Genomic DNA, 15,050 nt, shown 5'->3' on the forward strand with positions numbered 1-15,050 from the left:
CGAGTTGTGCGAACCCAGGCCGAACGTCTTGGTGGATACCGCCGCGTCCTTGAGGCAAGGAGTCCGGACGTGACCGCTGAGCGTCTGCGTTCGCTCGCGGTCGATGAGATTCGACCGGTGCGGCTGTGGACGGCGCGCAGTCCCCTGACACCGCCTGATGCGTTGGATCAGCTCGCACGGGACATGGATTCGTCGGTTCAGTGGAATGCGTTGATCAACCCAAACCTGCCGGACACTGCACTGCGCTGGCTCGCCGATCTGGAGGCGAAGGAAGCTGGCACGAGATGGTTCATTCTTCGCGAACGCATCGTTCATCACCCCAACACCTCGGAGGCCCTGCGGGCGGAGCTTGTGGCAGTCGGAGCCTGCAGTTGCCCGCGGCAGTGCGGCCGGAACGTCTATGCGCGGCAGACTTCGACGGTGGCTAAGTAGGGCCGCCCAGCCCGTATCAGCACGTTGCGGCGTTACTGGAGCAGGATCATCTTTCGGAGTAGTTCGAATCCAGCTCGGCCGTAGAGCTGGCGCTTAATCTTCTTGATGCGGTTGACGGCGCCCTCGATGTCCCGGCCGTGCACGGCGCTGCTCGCCGGATGCGGCCAGAAGGCCCGGGACGTCAGGCTTCGGAGTGGGCCGGCTTCTGCTGTGATTCCAGGCTCGAGCCGGGCTCGGGACTCCTGGCAGAGGGGGTGGTTCCCACCGGCCCAACCGACAAATTTTCGATGGATTCTCTACGCTTCACTCAATCCAGGCGCACGTAGCCCGCCGTTGACCTTCTCCGGCAGAACATGCCGGGGGGGGTGGCGCCCGAGGCTGTCGGACCGGGCTTGTCGGTCCGACAGCAGCCGATGTCAGGCCAGTGCGGCTCCGCCGTCGAGGGTGAGCACCGTGCCGGTCGCGTAGCCGTTGCTCAGGAGGTAGAGGTAGGCCGCCGCAGCCTCCTCGGGGCTGCCGACGCGCTGCACGGGAAGGCCGCTGCCTTGCGCTTGGAGGAAGGCCTCCGGCTCGGGCACGGTGCTGTCCCAAAGCTCGGTGCGGATCGCGCCGAGGCGGACCGCGTTGACCCGCAGTGGGGCGAGCTCCAGGGCCAGGGCTCGCGTCAGACCCTCGACGGCTGCCGTGATGCTTGCGCCGAGCGAGGCTCCGGGGGCGGGCCGGGTGGCGAAGGCACCGGAGGTGAAGGTGATCGAGCCGCCGGGACGGAGCTTCGGCGTCGCGTACTTCGCGGCGAGCAGAGCACCCCAGAAGCGGCGCTCGAAGAACGCTCGGGACTCCTCGGCGGTGAGGTCGGCGAGCGGCTTCAGCAGCAGGGACTCGCCCGCCGTGTAGACGAGGTGGTCGAACTCGCCGATCCGGTCGAAGAAGGCGGCGAGCGCGGCCTCGTCGGCGACGTCCAGCAAGATGCCTTCGGCCGGGCCACCGAGCTTCTTCACCGCCAGGTCGACCCGGCCCTGGCTGCTGGAGGCGACGACCACGTTCGAGCCCTGAGTCGCTGCGGCCTGCGCAACGCCGAATCCGATGCCGGAGGTACCACCTATGACGACGACACGCTGGGTGTCTGCTGTGTTGTTCATGGCGAGGACGCTACGTGTCACGACCGAGACAACGAATGGCCTGAAGTCTCGATTCTTTGTCTGATCGTCTCGATCTCAGCACGCTAAGGTGAGCGTATGGACATACTCAGCGACACGCTTGCGGCCCTGCGCACCGGGCGTCCGTCTGTTGTCCGTACCGATGCGCAGGCGCCGTGGGGTGTGCGCTTCCAGCCCATCGCGGGAGCCGGATTTCACGTCGTCGTCGAAGGACACTGCTTTCTCCTGCCGGTCGGCGGCGATCCGGTAGCCCTGGGCCCCGGCGACGTCGTGTTCCTGCGGCGCGGCACCGATCACGCCATCTGTGACGCGGTCACCAGCGAGCTGGTCGCCTTCGAACCCGGCCGCGTCGACACCTCCTCGCCGATCGGGAGTTTCACCATCGAGGGCGACGGCGCTCGCAGCGTGCTGGTATGCGGGGCCTACCACCTCGACATCGACCGGCCGCATCCGCTGCTCGGCGACCTCCCGGAGGTCATCCACCTCCCGGCCAGCCCCGGTCGCCATCCGGCGCTGCGCTCGGCGGTCGACCAGCTCTGCGCCGAGATCCACCAGCCTCAGCCGGGTTCGGACTCAGTGGTCACGACGCTCGTCGATCTGCTGCTTCTCTATATTCTGCGGTCCTGGTACGCCGAGTTGCCCAGGGAGCAGACGCAGGGCTGGGCCTCGGCACTGAACGACCCGTTGATCGCCCCGGCGCTGAAGGCGATCCACGACGACCCGGCGCATCCGTGGACCGTCGAATCGCTGGGGAGCCGGGCCGGGCTGTCGCGCGCCGCGTTCGCCCGGCGGTTCACCACGGTGGTCGGCGAGCCGCCGCTCAGCTACCTGACGACGTGGCGGATGGCCATCGCGGCGCGGATGCTGCGCGAGACGGTCGACTCGCTGAGCACCGTGGCCGAGAACGCCGGCTACACCTCGGAATTCGCGTTCGCGAAGGCCTTCAAGCGGCACTTCGGCGCCCCGCCTGGGGCATATCGGCGGGAGCGGCGGCCGGCGTCGGCTTCGCTGTCGGCGCCGGTTTGATTCTCTTGGGCGGGAGTCTGGGTTCTTGATCGTTCGTCAGCGTGTCGTCAGCGGTTGACTTCGAGGCTGGTCAGCACGGGCAGGGCGCGCAGGAGGGCGGTGGCGCGGGCGGATTCGGTGCGGAGCTTGGTAAGGGTCCGCCAGGCTTTCAGGTTCGCGAAGGCGTGTTCGACCGGGGCGCGGGCGGCGGCCAGGATCTGGTTGGCCCGCTTGTGGCCGGCAGTGAGCTTGCGGGCCCGGGCGGCCTTGGAGCCGGTGACGATGACCTGGTCGTCAGGGTTCTTTGGCTTGTCGACGCCGATGAAGCCGAGGTAGGCGAGCGCGCCGAGGCCCGCTGCCTTGAGGTGCTCGAGGATTTTGTCGCGGCGGGCGGCGGTGGCGTCGTGGGTGCGGCCGGGACAGGCGGCGGAGATCCAGACCAGCTTGCCTCGCTCATCGGTCAGGGCGAGGAAGTGCCGGCCGTGGTGGTGGTGCTTGCCGGAGTAGTTGGAGCGGTTCGCCTTCCCGGTGCGACGCTGGGTGGGGATCAGGGTGCCGTCGATGAGGACGACCTCCCCGCCCCGCGCGGCTATCTGGCGAAGCGGCCGGTCCAGGCGTGGGGCCCGTGCGGCGAGCAGGTCGAGCATCACGTCGCGCCAGCGCCGCAGGGTGGACTCGGGGACCCCGTTGCCGTGGGCCAGGTCCAGTAGGCGCTGATCGTGTCGCAGCATCGCCAGCACGAGCACCGCAATGCGGCCCGCCGGCAGTGACCGGAAAGGGGAGCGAATCGCTTTCAGGTGCGATCGCAGCAGATGCCGGTTGATGGCCCGCTCGACGGTGTTGGGCTTCTTGTACCGCTCGTCGAAGCCCGGTGGCCGTCCGCCGCGTGGGCCTTTGCGCAGTCCGGCGGCCTGGCTGTCGGTCTTCTCCGGGATCGTGTGCCGGATGCCCCGACGCCGCAGTTACTCCCGGTACGGCTCGTTGCTGTGGGCCTCGTCGGCCGCGAGACTGTCGGGCTTCTCACGGGGCCTTCCCGGTCCGGCTTTTGGGACGCGGATCTTCTCCAGGACCGGCTTGAACTGCGTGCAGTCCGCCCGCTGACCGGGCGTGACGACCAGGGGCAGCGGGCGGCAACTGCCGTCCGCACTCAGGTGGAGCTTGGTGGTGAACTCGCCGCGCGAGCGGCCCAGGCCCTCACCTCCCGCACCACCTCCACCAGGCGGCGTACAGGCTCCGCCACGCGGTTGCGTCCTGATGTTCGGGCCCTTCGGCCCCCTTTGAGGCGGAGGCCGGCGGTGGGTCGGTGCGGACACCCCGCCGCGTGCTGGTGCGCGCGCACGATGGTGGAGCCGACCGAGATGTCCCAGTCGATCTCACCCGCCAGGTCGGCCGTGGCCTGGACCTGCCCTCCTGCACCTGCGGAACGGGAAGGAGCGTCTCCGGGTCGACCAGCAGATAGCCCTCCTCGACCCCAAGTGTGATCAGGCTGGGTGGCTACCCCGAACCCGCCGTGACCACCCAGGCGAAGGGCCATTTCGGCGCAATATGGAAAAACTACCACTCTTCGCGTCAGTGTCGCTCGGATGGGCCGACCAGGGCACGATCGGGTTCAGGAGCAGGTCGACTCCGGGTCGTCGTGGACAAGGGCGCAGATCATCTGCTCGCCGCGCCGGTGGTCCGGATAGGTCGTGAGCAGCTCGGCCTTGAAGTCGTTCCACTGGCGGGTGATCTCGGCGGTGGCCCCGGACACGGCGTGGTTGAAGTTGTCGGGTCGCTCTGGTCGGCCCGGATCTTGCCGTCCGCGTCGACGAGGCCGTCGGCCGTCCGGACCGCGTTCCGGACGACGGAGGTACGGATGCAGGCGAGGAGCTCGGTGGTGACCTCGTCCCGGCTGCGGGGATAGTCCTGGACGTAGCGGGGAGCGAGGTAGTCGGCGTTGTCGCAGTGCAGGGGGCTGAGGAGGAAGCATCCGCCGTGGTCGTTGGCGTTGACCGCCCCGTCGCGGGCGTCGGCCATCGCGGACAGGGTGACCGGCTCCCAGGGCAGGGCCGCCCGTGTGATGTCCTCGTGGTTGTCTCCGGTGAACGCGAGCGCGGGATCGGGCGGTGCGGCGTCCAGGGCGATCACGAAGGCGGCCGCGACGTCCGCGTCAGGCCGGGCAGCAGGCGGTGCGACACGCGAAGCTCCCCTCGTAGGGGTCATCTGAAGCCGAAGCCTCTCGGCGCGGTCACGACGTCCGGGCGGCCTTGCTCCTGCTCCGTGCCGGCCGCTTCGTCCGTGATGGTGCGGCCTCGGTCTGCAGGGTGGGCCATTTGAGTTCGACTTCCAGCTCGACCTGCCCGTCGCCGGCTTCGATCTCGATCTCGGTGCTGACTTCGTCGGGGACCTGGAGGCTCAGCGTCCCGGAGCCGAATTCCAGTTCGACGTTGCCGCCCTGCCTCAGCGCCTCCGCGAGCGCGGAGAGCTGATCGGCGGCCTCGAGGCGTGACAGGGAGCCCTTCTGCTCAAACTTGAGGTCCTTCACGATGTCTCCCATCCATTGCGCTACGTGGGTTCATGCGACGGAGAAGGAGCGGTGCCCGGCCCTGGGGGAGGAACGCCGCGGCGGCGAGGCCGGCGAGCCCGAGGACGGCCAGTGTGATCATCGCGACGCCGTAGGCCTGCGCCGGTGAGGCCGGCGACGAGGATGGTGCCGAGCGATGAGCAGCGAGGTTGGAAATGCTGTGTGACAGCCCGGAGATCTCGCCCTGCGCCCTGCGCCCTGCTTCAAGCCTGCGCCGCGGCTCGGCTCGCCGCATCCGGATCAGGAGGCTGCGCCCCATCGCCCCCATGCGCCGTACGCGGTGAGGCTCTAGGGTTGAATCGAAGTCATACCAGTGATCACGACCATCCCCATCCCCTCTTTGCCCCCGTGCTCGGGCGGGACCGCACCCAGAGGACGTGCGACATGTCCGCTGCATATGAAACCCTGTCCTGGACACCCTCGCCGCGATGACGATCGACTCGCTCGAGCGGTGCGGCTTGGCCCCGGACATGCTCCTGCTCACCCGAATCGCTTCCCTCGCGGCATCGGACGCCCCGCCGATCTCCTACGCCGCCCACATCGATCCCGTGCTCCAAGCGGGCCTGGCCGCCGAGCAGTTGCAGGACGTGCTGGTCGCCATCGCTCCCATCGTGGGCACCGCCCGCGTCATGGCGGCAGCCGGCAAAATCGCCGCGGCGCTGGGTATCGCCATCGCGGTCGCCGAGGCCGAGATCGAGGCCCCGGCTCAGGGCTGACACGGACCACGCACGGCAACCACGGAACGGCGCGCGGACAGGGCGCCGTTCCAGTGCTGAGGGCGCAGGTCCAGACAGGAGCGCAGTGATGTCTCAGAGCGCGACCACCGCGATGCGCGCGGTCCCCCACGCCACGCCCCAGCAACGCGCGGCCCACGGCAAGGAGGCCCGGAGCCGCTCGCCACGATCGGGGCAGGCCGTGTACCGGCCGTCTCCGGACAGGCCGGACCCACTGGCGATCCTGGAGGCTCAGTCTGCGGCGCGGGTAGCCGAGTTGGTCCCGATCCGCTACAGCAGGATGTCGGAGTCGCCCTTCCGGTTCTACCGGGGGGCCGCCGCGATCATGGCGTCCGACCTGGCCGGCAGTCCCGACTCGGGGATCACGGCCCAGCTGTGCGGGGACGCGCATCTGCTGAACTTCCGGCTGCTGGCCTCGCCGGAACGGCGGCTGATGTTCGACATCAACGACTTCGACGAGACGCTGCCCGGTCCCTGGGAATGGGATGTCAAACGACTGTCCACGAGTCTCGTGATCGCCGGCCGGGCGAATGGATTCGACGAGGCCGAGCGCGCACGCATCGTGAGCTCTGCCGTGCGCTCGTACCGTGAGGCGATGAGCGCCTTCGCCGGCATGGGCAACCTGGACGTCTGGTACGCAAAGATCGACGCGGACCGCCTCGAGGCCCTCACCACCGATCGGCTCGACAAGAGCGGACGGAAGAAACTGGCCAGTGCCATGGCGAAGGCCCGCACCCGTGACACCCTGCAGGTCTTCGAAAGGCTCACGGAGCTGGTCGACGGCCGGCCGAGGATCGCGGCGGATCCCCCGTTGCTGGTGCCGATCGCGGACGTGCTGCCGGATGTCGAGCGCAGCGCGCTCGAGCGCCAGTTCCGCGGCCTGGTCGAACGCTACGGCCTGACGATGGCAACCGACCGGCGGGCACTGCTGGAGGACTACCGGCTGGCGGACGTGGCCCGCAAGGTGGTCGGCGTCGGCAGCGTCGGGACCCGATGCTGGATCCTGCTGCTGCTCGGCCGCGACGGCCGGGATCCGCTCTTCCTGCAGGCCAAGGAAGCCGATACCTCCGTGCTCGCCGCCCACGTCGGCGCGAGCCGGTACCGCAACCAGGGTGAGCGCGTGGTCTCGGGACAGCGGTTGATGCAGGCGGCGAGCGACATCTTCCTCGGCTGGGAGCGGGTGGACGGGATCGACGGCAAGCAGCGCGACTTCTACATCCGCCAGCTGCGCGACTGGAAGGGGATCGCCATGCCGGAGACGATGTCGCCCGGACAGCTGGAGACGTTCGGCGAGGTGTGCGGCATGACCCTCGCCCGTGCGCATGCGCGGTCGGGCGACCGCATCGCGATCGCCGCGTACCTGGGCCGCAGCGACGTCTTCGACCGGGCGCTCACCGGATTCGCCGAGGCCTACGCCGACCAGAACGAACGCGACCATCAAGCCCTGGTCGACGCCGTACACGCAGGCCGACTGCCTGCGCAGGAACTCCCAACGGCCTGACCGCTCGGCGTAGCCACTGCCCGGCCACACAGGGCGCGCCCCCGGCCCCATCTCCGGCCTCGTCCTGATCGACGCCGTGGGCGTGCACGTCGACGGTGAACCGAACCGCAACTTCTTCACCCTCGACGCCCGCGGTGTGGCCGACCACGCCTGGCACGACTCGGACCGGTACTTCGTCGACCCCGCGCCTCGCGCGTTACGCACCCCGTCCCTGCTGCTGTGGGGCGCCAGCGACCGGATCGTCACCCCTGCCTGCGCAGCTGCCTTCGGCAATGCCCGCCCCCACGTCATTCCCGAAGCAGGCCATCTCCCGCACATCGAGCAACCCGAAGCCGCGTTCACCCTGATCGATGCCTGCCTTCGCAACACCAACAACATGTCCCACCGGACCAGTTGACCGACACCCCGGTTCGGATCCCCGGTTCGGATCCCCGCTTCGCATCCCCGGTCCGTCATCGCCGTCGGCGCTGCGCGGCGTCCGGGCCGGCCCGCGGCGTGCGGACGCCTTCGGCGGGCACGTCCGCATGTTCCTTGAGGCCGGGGTCGGCCGCGAGGGCCCTCGCGTACCAGGCACCGTAGCGGCCGCCGAGCAGGGGCGCGGTGGCTCCGTGCAGGCAGACGCTCAGTGCGACCGTCACCGCCACGGCGCCGTCGAGGATCCGGGTGCCGGGGAGGTGCTCTTCCACGGCGAGCAGGCCGAACACGATCGAGGCCAGTCCGCGGGGTCCGAACCAGCCGATGTAGGCGACGGTCGCGGGGCGCAGGCCGGTGCCGAGCAGGGCGGCGGCGACGGGGAGCATCCGGATCACGGTCAGGCTGAGTACGGCGTAGACCGGCATCTGCCAGGTCAGGTGTTCCAGGACCGGCCCGAGAACGGCAGCGCCGAAGGCCAGGAAGCTCAAAGAAGCGAGCAGCAGGCCGAGGCGTTCGGCGAACTCGGTCGCGCTGCCCGCGGCGTCCGCATCGACATCGCCGGCGAGGGCGACCGATGGTCGCAGGACGTTCCCGAAGGCCAGTCCGGCAACCCAGACGGCGATGAACCCACTGCCCTCGACCGCAACGGCCAGCGGGTAGGTGACGATCGGGACGGCCAGCGATGACAGCTGGTGCCACCCGTGGGCCGTCCAGGTGCGCGAGGCGGACCATCTCAGGAGCCGTGCGACGGCCCAGCCCCCGACGAAGCCGATCGCCGAACTCAGCAGCAGCGCACGCAGGAACGTCTCACCGATGCCCTGCTCACCGTGGCCGCCGCCGGCCGCCGCCAGCGCCAGCAGGAAGAACGGCAGGGCCAGGCCGTCGTTCAGTCCCGACTCGACGTCCAAACCGTGTCGTACCAGCGCGGGCACCCTGCGGTCCGAGATGGCCTGCTGGCCGAGTGCCGCATCGGTGGGACCGAGGATGACGGCGACCAGAGCCAGCTCCCATGCCCCGAGTCCGGGCAGCAGCGGCCACGCCACCAGCCAGCCCAACGCGAACGTCAGCGGCAGCCCGAGAGCCAGCAGGCGCAGAGGCACGAACCCTTCCCTGCGCAGTTCGCCTCTCCGGATCGCCGCCGCATCCGTGAACAGCACCACCGCCAGTGCGCTCTCCAGAAGGGCCCTGACGGACTCCGGGTCTCCTCCCCCTTCGACGAGGCCCAGGCCGAGGGGGCCCATGGCCAGCCCGGCAGCCATGAACACCAACGGCCCCGACACCACCGTCGTGGACAGCCTGCGGGACAGCGCTGCATAGCACACGATCACCGCGCCCGCCGCCACCAATGCCCATGAGCTCACGGATCCACCTCCCGACACGAACGACGGCGCGCACACGTTCGCTGCCATCTTCCGACGACAGTGCCGCAACTCGTCGCAAGGCCCGCCGCAAGCCGTCGATCGGTCACCGCCGGAAGGTCGCGGCCACCACTGCGCCGACTCCGCGCCGAGCGACCCTCCCCCACGGTCCACCAAGACCGGCCCCCCGCGTGGCCGCGGGCACGCCGGCCGTGGCCGGCGCCTGCCACTCGCTCGACACCGGCGGCGAAGCGGTCCGGCAGCGGCTCGCGGCGCTAGCGAAGAGGTCCCGGGTGGATGTCGAAGATGTCTCCGCCCACCATGGTCCCGGCCTCGCTCGGCCGGTACAGGTCGGCCGCCAGCACGTGCCCGATCTGATGCGGCACCGGGCGCAGCAGGGCTCGCATCAGGGCCTCGGCGAGGAACGCCACCTCGTCCACGCCAACTCGGGGGCGTCGCCCTGCGCCCGGTACGCGGCGCGGGGGTCGCCGAGCAGCGTGTACGCCCGGGAGAGGTGCACGTGATGCTTCTGGGCCGGGTATCCGAACCAGGTGTCCGCCGCCTCGGGACCGTCCAACTGCTCGGCCAGGGTGCGGACGTCGGCCACCGCCCGGCGGGCGCCGGGGGTGTCGCCGACTGGGGCCAGGGCGCGGGCGTTGACGGCCGGAGCCGCCCGGTTCGTACCTGAGTGGTGCGAGGACCGAGCCCGCGCCGAGGGCTGGCGGGTGGCGATGGCTAGGTGGTGGGGAGGAGACCGGCGACGAGGACGGCGAATTCCTCGGGGTCGAGGATGCGGATGCCCAGTTCTTCGGCCTTGGTGCGCTTGGAGCCGGCCTTCTCGCCCGCCACCACGAGGGTGATGCGCTTGGACACCGACGACGATGCCTTTCCGCCGGCCCGCTCGATCAGCTCGTTCATCTCGTTCCGGGACAACACCGCAAGGGGGCCGGTCATGGAGCCGGTTACCACGACGGCCTGTCCGGCCAGCGGGCCGCCCGCCGACTCCTCGCCGTCGTCTCTGTCGGTCGCGGGCTCCTGCGGCTCGGTGACCTGCGTGCCGACCTGCTGGGCCTGGAGTTTGTCGAGGAGCGGGGCGAGTTCGACGAGTTCTGCCGCAATGACGCGGGCCTTCTCGGTGCCGATGCCGTCGACCCCGGCCAGCGTGTCCGCGTCGGCGGCCCGGATCGCGGCCATCGACCCGAAGTACGCGGCGATCCGGCGGGACATCGTGCGCCCGGTGCCGCGGACACCGAGGGCGCAGAACACTCGGCTCAATGCAGCCCCGCGGGCGGTCTCGATCGCAGCCAGGAGGTTGGCGGCGCTGGTCTCACCCATCCGCTCCAGACCGAGGAGCTGCTCGCGGGTCAGCGTGAACAGGTCGGCGACGTCCTTGACCAGACCGGCCTCCACCAGCTGGATCGCGCGCGTGCCGCCGAGACCTTCGATGTCGAGCTGGTCCCGGCCGGCCGCGTAGATCACCGAGGCGACGGCCTGACAGTTCCGGCCGCGCACGCACCGCCACCGTTGCTCGGAGGTGTCGATCGCGTCGCCACAGCGGGGGCACGCCTCGGGGAAGACGATCGGGCTCTCGGCGCCGGTGCGCTGGTCGGCCAGCGGTGCCTCGACCCGGGGGATCACGTCGCCGGCCCGGTACACGAACACCTGGTCGCCGATCATGAGCCCGCGACGGGTGATGTCGGAGGGATTGTGAAGGGTGGCGTAGGTGACCGTCACCCCGTCGATGACCACGGGTTCCAGGACAGCGCGCGGGGCGATGATCCCGGTCCGGCCGACGTTCCACTCCACCGCCAGCAGGCGCGTCACCTTGTGTTCGGCCGCCAGTTTCCGGGCCACCGCCCACCTCGGGGCGCGCGAGCCGTTGCCGGCCTGCCGCTGGTCCTCGGCCGTGTCGGCCTTGACGACGACACCGTCGATCCCGAACGGCAGGTCTCCGCGCAGGCCGGCGATCACGTCGATGCGTTCCTGAACCTGCTCCACGGTCTCGCATCGCATCGGTGCGGCGGCCGTGCCGGCGGCCGTGTTCGCGCCGAGCGCGGCCAGGTTCTCCAGCAGAGCGACGTGGCCGAGGTCGTCCAGGCCGATCGCGCTGTAGGCGAAGAACGTCAACTCGATCCGGTAGGGGCGGTCCTTGGCCCGCAGGGTGCCGGCCGCTCCGCTGCGCGGGTGCGCGAAGGGCGTGGCCTCGTGGGCGAGCCGGATCCGGTTGGCCTCCTCGAACTGCGCGGTCGTCAGCAGCACCTCGCCGCGCAATTCGACGTCGATCGGTTTGGTGAGTACCGGCGGCAGACCGAGGACGGCGTCGGCGGCGTGGGTGATGTCCTCGCCGGCCAAGCCGTCACCGCGGGTGAGGACCTGAACGAGCCGACCACCCCGGTACCGGGCGGCCACCGCGAGACCGTCGAGCTTCGGCTCCACACACCACCCGGCCACGGGGTGCCCGAGACGCCGTTCCAGCCCTGAGGCCCACTCGGCGAGCTCGTCGGCGTCGAAGACGTTGTCGAGGGAGAGCATCGGCACCGAGTGCGGCACATCACCCTGCGCAGCCCCGCCCGCCACCTTCCCGGTCGGCGACTCGGCAAGCACCTCGTCCGGGTGGGCCTCCTCGTAGGCCGCGATGGCGCGCAGCAGCCCGTCGTACTCGTCGTCACCGAGCGGGGTGGTCCCGTCGCCGTAATAGGCGGCAGACGCCGCCACGGCGGTGGTCACGGCCTCCACGTAGGCGGCAGGAGAGAGCAGGGCACTGTTTTCGGTCATGAAGGTCATCATCCTGCCCCGCACTGACAACGCCACCGCCCGACCCCGCCTCGCCACGGCACACAACCGAGCCGCCCTGCGGCACAGGGCGGGAACGGCAACAGCCTGCTGATCAGCACCCCCCTCGCGGCCGATCGCCCGGACCGAAACCGGCTCCCAGCGGGTCGCGCAGTCGCACCCCGTGACCTGCGGAGATGCCGTCGTTCCGACATGTGGCGCGATTCTTACCGGCTGGCCAGATGGGCGGTAGTGTCGTCCGGTCACGGACGGCAATCGGATCGTCTGTTCAACCCAGGGGAACCACCATGACTGATCTGAACTCGCTGCGGGCAAGCCTTGCGTCAGGTGAGCACGAGTTCGCCGACACCTTGGCCTTCGTCACCGCGCATTACGAGTACCAGCCGCAGGCGTTCCGCAACGGAGAACTGGAAAATGCCGCAGGCGAGAACGAGGGCTCCTGCAAGACGCTGGGACTGGCCCTGCTGGAAGGACTGAGCGACCAAGAGGCGCTGCTGGCATTCGGTGAGCACTATCGCAGTGTGCTGGCGACGCCGAACGACACTGATCACAGCAACATCCGCAACCTCATGGCCCATGGCCTGGCAGGGGTGCGCTTCGCCGGGCAACCGCTGGCCCGCAAGAGCTGAACAGCGAAATCCGGGCGAGCACCAAAGGTCACGACCACCACCCAGTCCTGAAGACGCCGCCTCGTGCCGCCTCACACCTCACTAGACGGCGATCTCCAAGATTACAAGTTCAACAACACCCTCTCGGTCGTTGGCTGACATGACGGCGGCGTGGGGACCACCGTCAGGGTCCTGTGCGGGGTGGGAACACTCGCCCAGGCGGTCCGAGCCAGCGTCGTCGTGTCAGCCAGCCCAGCAGAGAGTGCGTTGCTACACCGTGGCCGGGGCCGGGGCCGGTCCTGCGGGTGCCGGCGGTCGGCTGCTGGGGGATCGACACGTTCGGCAGGCTCGGCACCGGCGCGGCCGGGGCAGGCGGATTGAAGTCGAGAGTGAGCGTCACGTACCGGTCGCTGACATCCCGAGGCGGCGGCGGGGCCTGCGCCAGCAACCGGGTCCGCAGCTCCCAGTCGGTGAACACCAGCACCGACCGCCGCGCGTACCCGGGAGCCGGCCTGGGCCGGGTCGGGGTCGATGACCGCGACAGGGTGGGCAGCCTCGCCCATCAGCGGGACACCGCCCGCGTACCGGGCATCGCCGATGCTGCGCGCAACGCGGTCAGCGCGGAACCCCTTCTGCTGCAGCGCGTCCATTGCCCAGCCCGCGGTGTCCTCGCCCGCCTCCCCAAGGCGGGGCAACGGAACCCCGGTGGCCCGGCGCTTGCGCTCGACAACCGCCAGGACCCGGCGGTCCATACGACGGGTCATCTGCCGAAGCCGAAGACGCGGCTCCTCCGCATCACTGAGCCGCCACGACGGCCCGGCCACCTGCTCCCCCTCATCCAGCCGGGCCATCCAACAGGGCATCCTCCTGCCAGCGCCGGGCATCGGCCACCTACGCCGCCTCCTGCGCCCGGCGCTGCTCCGCTTCCTCCCCAGCCCGCGCCGACTCCTCCGACTGCCGGTAGCGGCCGCCGCGCAGACACCGGGAGTCCACCCACAGCACGTCCAGCGCAAGGCCTGCAGCCCTGCGCTCCGGGCTGTAAGACACCATCTGCCCATTGAAGACGCGGCGCAGGAACTCGACCAAGGTCATCGGGCCGGCCTTGACCCACTCACCGGCTGTGAACCGGTCCAGCCCCTCCGTTACCATGACCACCTCGTGGACCTCGCCCAACCGCACGGACGGCACCACACCCAGCCACGGTGCCCGCCGAGAGCAGAACCACATCGACGGCACCCCGTGTTCAAGCATCCGCTCCGACCGGCCCCGATGTCGTCCGCAGTGATCGCGGCCAACTGCGCCTCCAGCACGATCCGACACCGCCCGCATCGCTCGCCAGCACGTCCGCTCGCCACACGCCGCCCAGGCCGGGCACCTCGGACTCAGTGACCGCGCCGGCCTCCCGCGCCGCCGTCAGCAGACACCACTTCAGGTAGTGGTGATCAGGCGACTCCTCCCCCGCCGGGCAACCCTCCGGCGCGCCGGGCTGGTGAGCGAAGTGCGGTGCCCTCCGCCGCGATAACCGAACTTGTGCCGCCTCCAGTCTCGAGCGGCTCAGTTCCCTGGATCGGGTGCAGGACTGCGATCTCGAGCGGACCCGCGGCTGGATGCCGCGGAGGAGCAGCGCCGAGGCCGTACGTCGGCCGCCCGCGCCGCCGCCGGACTGGCTGATCGAGCACAGCATCGGCATCGGCCGCGCCCCAGTCCGCGTCCACGGCGGCACCTGCTCGGATTCCTGGTTTCGCTGCCGGCCCGCCGACCGGGACACGGCCCGGCGTGCCCTCGCCGAGGGCCGCGAGGCGTGCACGCAGTGCCGACCGGACACCGCACTTGGCGTGCTGGATTGACCGGGTAGCCGCACCCTGGAGGTATGGCCGACAGCGTGTACATCGTCGTCCACCCGCTCGCCGGAGACGGCCGGGCCGTCGTGGCGCACGTTCACGCCGAAGACCGGGCCCTGGGCGTAGCGCACAGCTTCACCGGTGTGGTCGAGCTGCTCCGCGCGGCCGGCTTGGAGACGGCGGACGGCTGGCCCCCGATCCGCTGGCTCGGCGGGGGCCCGGAAGAGTGGAGCGAGTGAATGCTCCGGATGCCCTGCCGGGACGTCGGCGGCAGGCTGGAGCCATGGACCATGCGCCGATCCTCGTGCACCGGATCGCCCCGACCGGCGGCCGACGGGTCGTGATCCGAATCCGCGGCGTCGACACAGTCCTCGGCATCGCCTTTTCCGACCGGGACCTGATCGAGTTCCTGCGACGCATCGAGGTCCCCGGCCCAGACGACCTCGTACTCGGCGACTCCGAGGTCATCGCCTGGCAAGGCGGGAAGCCGCATGTGTACGAGGAGCGCGACGACGCCTAATCACGCGGCAACCCTCCTGTGGGGAGGACACGGAACGGCGCCGGCCCGAGATGGTCCGGTGGATGCACCGTAGACCCTCAGGTCGGCACGCCGCCACCAGATCGCAACACGGCGCAGGGAGTGC

The 15,050-nt window shown here is 70.1% G+C and carries 18 protein-coding genes; 9 read left to right on the forward strand and 9 right to left on the reverse strand.

Annotated features, from left to right (window positions below):
• The first annotated feature begins 69 nt into the window (after positions 1-69).
• Positions 70-432: a hypothetical protein gene (locus OHT74_RS01235; protein WP_328618960.1), complete on the forward strand. Its 363-nt coding sequence runs from the start codon at positions 70-72 to the stop codon at positions 430-432.
• A gap of 416 nt (positions 433-848) precedes the next feature.
• On the opposite strand, the gene OHT74_RS01240 is transcribed toward OHT74_RS01235, so the two are convergent.
• Entirely contained in the window at positions 849-1,571 is a 723-nt protein-coding gene (locus OHT74_RS01240; protein WP_328618961.1) for an SDR family oxidoreductase, read from the reverse strand.
• Positions 1,572-1,667: 96 nt separating this feature from the next.
• Between OHT74_RS01240 and OHT74_RS01245 the strand changes: the two genes are divergently transcribed.
• Positions 1,668-2,615, forward strand: a complete 948-nt coding sequence (locus OHT74_RS01245; protein WP_328618962.1) for an AraC family transcriptional regulator — start codon at positions 1,668-1,670, stop codon at positions 2,613-2,615.
• Positions 2,616-2,662: 47 nt separating this feature from the next.
• Here the strand turns inward: OHT74_RS01245 and OHT74_RS01250 are convergent, their stop codons facing one another.
• The 3 genes from OHT74_RS01250 to OHT74_RS01265 all read right to left on the reverse strand — a co-directional run bounded on the left by OHT74_RS01250 (position 2,663) and on the right by OHT74_RS01265 (position 5,118).
• Positions 2,663-3,325, reverse strand: a complete 663-nt coding sequence (locus OHT74_RS01250; RefSeq protein ID WP_328618963.1) for a transposase family protein — start codon at positions 3,323-3,325, stop codon at positions 2,663-2,665.
• A 922-nt stretch (positions 3,326-4,247) separates the two neighbouring features.
• Positions 4,248-4,796, reverse strand: coding sequence for a hypothetical protein (locus OHT74_RS01260; RefSeq protein ID WP_328618964.1), 549 nt, complete (start codon positions 4,794-4,796; stop codon positions 4,248-4,250).
• 25 nt (positions 4,797-4,821) lie between these two features.
• Positions 4,822-5,118 (reverse strand): amphi-Trp domain-containing protein, encoded by a 297-nt coding sequence (locus tag OHT74_RS01265; RefSeq protein WP_266999361.1) that lies wholly within the window; start codon positions 5,116-5,118, stop codon positions 4,822-4,824.
• A 467-nt stretch (positions 5,119-5,585) separates the two neighbouring features.
• Between OHT74_RS01265 and OHT74_RS01270 the strand changes: the two genes are divergently transcribed.
• From OHT74_RS01270 to OHT74_RS01280, 3 genes are all read left to right on the forward strand, one after another.
• Entirely contained in the window at positions 5,586-5,873 is a 288-nt protein-coding gene (locus OHT74_RS01270) for a carboxymuconolactone decarboxylase (protein WP_328618965.1), read from the forward strand.
• Between the two features lie 88 nt (positions 5,874-5,961).
• Positions 5,962-7,392 (forward strand): DUF2252 domain-containing protein, encoded by a 1,431-nt coding sequence (locus tag OHT74_RS01275; protein ID WP_266659702.1) that lies wholly within the window; start codon positions 5,962-5,964, stop codon positions 7,390-7,392.
• Between the two features lie 76 nt (positions 7,393-7,468).
• Positions 7,469-7,789, forward strand: coding sequence for an alpha/beta fold hydrolase (locus OHT74_RS01280; protein WP_443047241.1), 321 nt, complete (start codon positions 7,469-7,471; stop codon positions 7,787-7,789).
• A gap of 55 nt (positions 7,790-7,844) precedes the next feature.
• Here OHT74_RS01280 and OHT74_RS01285 read toward each other — a convergent pair whose 3' ends face one another.
• From OHT74_RS01285 to ligA, 4 genes are all read right to left on the reverse strand, one after another.
• Entirely contained in the window at positions 7,845-9,167 is a 1,323-nt protein-coding gene (locus tag OHT74_RS01285; RefSeq protein WP_328618966.1) for a cation:proton antiporter domain-containing protein, read from the reverse strand.
• A gap of 272 nt (positions 9,168-9,439) precedes the next feature.
• Positions 9,440-9,595: a hypothetical protein gene (locus OHT74_RS01290; protein ID WP_328618967.1), complete on the reverse strand. Its 156-nt coding sequence runs from the start codon at positions 9,593-9,595 to the stop codon at positions 9,440-9,442.
• Entirely contained in the window at positions 9,571-9,771 is a 201-nt protein-coding gene (locus OHT74_RS01295; protein ID WP_328618968.1) for a hypothetical protein, read from the reverse strand. Before OHT74_RS01295 ends, OHT74_RS01290 begins: the two co-directional genes overlap by 25 nt.
• A gap of 128 nt (positions 9,772-9,899) precedes the next feature.
• Positions 9,900-11,939, reverse strand: coding sequence for an NAD-dependent DNA ligase LigA (gene ligA, locus OHT74_RS01300; protein ID WP_328618969.1), 2,040 nt, complete (start codon positions 11,937-11,939; stop codon positions 9,900-9,902).
• 305 nt (positions 11,940-12,244) lie between these two features.
• Between ligA and OHT74_RS01305 the strand changes: the two genes are divergently transcribed.
• Complete coding sequence (locus OHT74_RS01305) at positions 12,245-12,586, forward strand: HopJ type III effector protein (protein ID WP_328618970.1); 342 nt, start codon at positions 12,245-12,247, stop codon at positions 12,584-12,586.
• Between the two features lie 870 nt (positions 12,587-13,456).
• Here the strand turns inward: OHT74_RS01305 and OHT74_RS01310 are convergent.
• Positions 13,457-13,720: a hypothetical protein gene (locus tag OHT74_RS01310; protein WP_328618971.1), complete on the reverse strand. Its 264-nt coding sequence runs from the start codon at positions 13,718-13,720 to the stop codon at positions 13,457-13,459.
• A gap of 416 nt (positions 13,721-14,136) precedes the next feature.
• Between OHT74_RS01310 and OHT74_RS01315 the strand changes: the two genes are divergently transcribed.
• Genes OHT74_RS01315 through OHT74_RS01325 form a run of 3 tightly spaced genes read left to right on the forward strand, consistent with a single transcriptional unit; the run spans position 14,137 to position 14,926 of the window.
• Positions 14,137-14,412, forward strand: coding sequence for a DUF6233 domain-containing protein (locus tag OHT74_RS01315; RefSeq protein WP_266659709.1), 276 nt, complete (start codon positions 14,137-14,139; stop codon positions 14,410-14,412).
• 23 nt (positions 14,413-14,435) lie between these two features.
• Positions 14,436-14,645: a hypothetical protein gene (locus OHT74_RS01320; protein ID WP_266659710.1), complete on the forward strand. Its 210-nt coding sequence runs from the start codon at positions 14,436-14,438 to the stop codon at positions 14,643-14,645.
• A gap of 44 nt (positions 14,646-14,689) precedes the next feature.
• Complete coding sequence (locus OHT74_RS01325; RefSeq protein ID WP_266659712.1) at positions 14,690-14,926, forward strand: hypothetical protein; 237 nt, start codon at positions 14,690-14,692, stop codon at positions 14,924-14,926.
• Positions 14,927-15,050: the final 124 nt, after the last annotated feature.

It is taken from the genome of Streptomyces sp. NBC_00354 (genome assembly GCF_036106915.1).
Classification (GTDB): Bacteria; Actinomycetota; Actinomycetes; order Streptomycetales; family Streptomycetaceae; genus Streptomyces.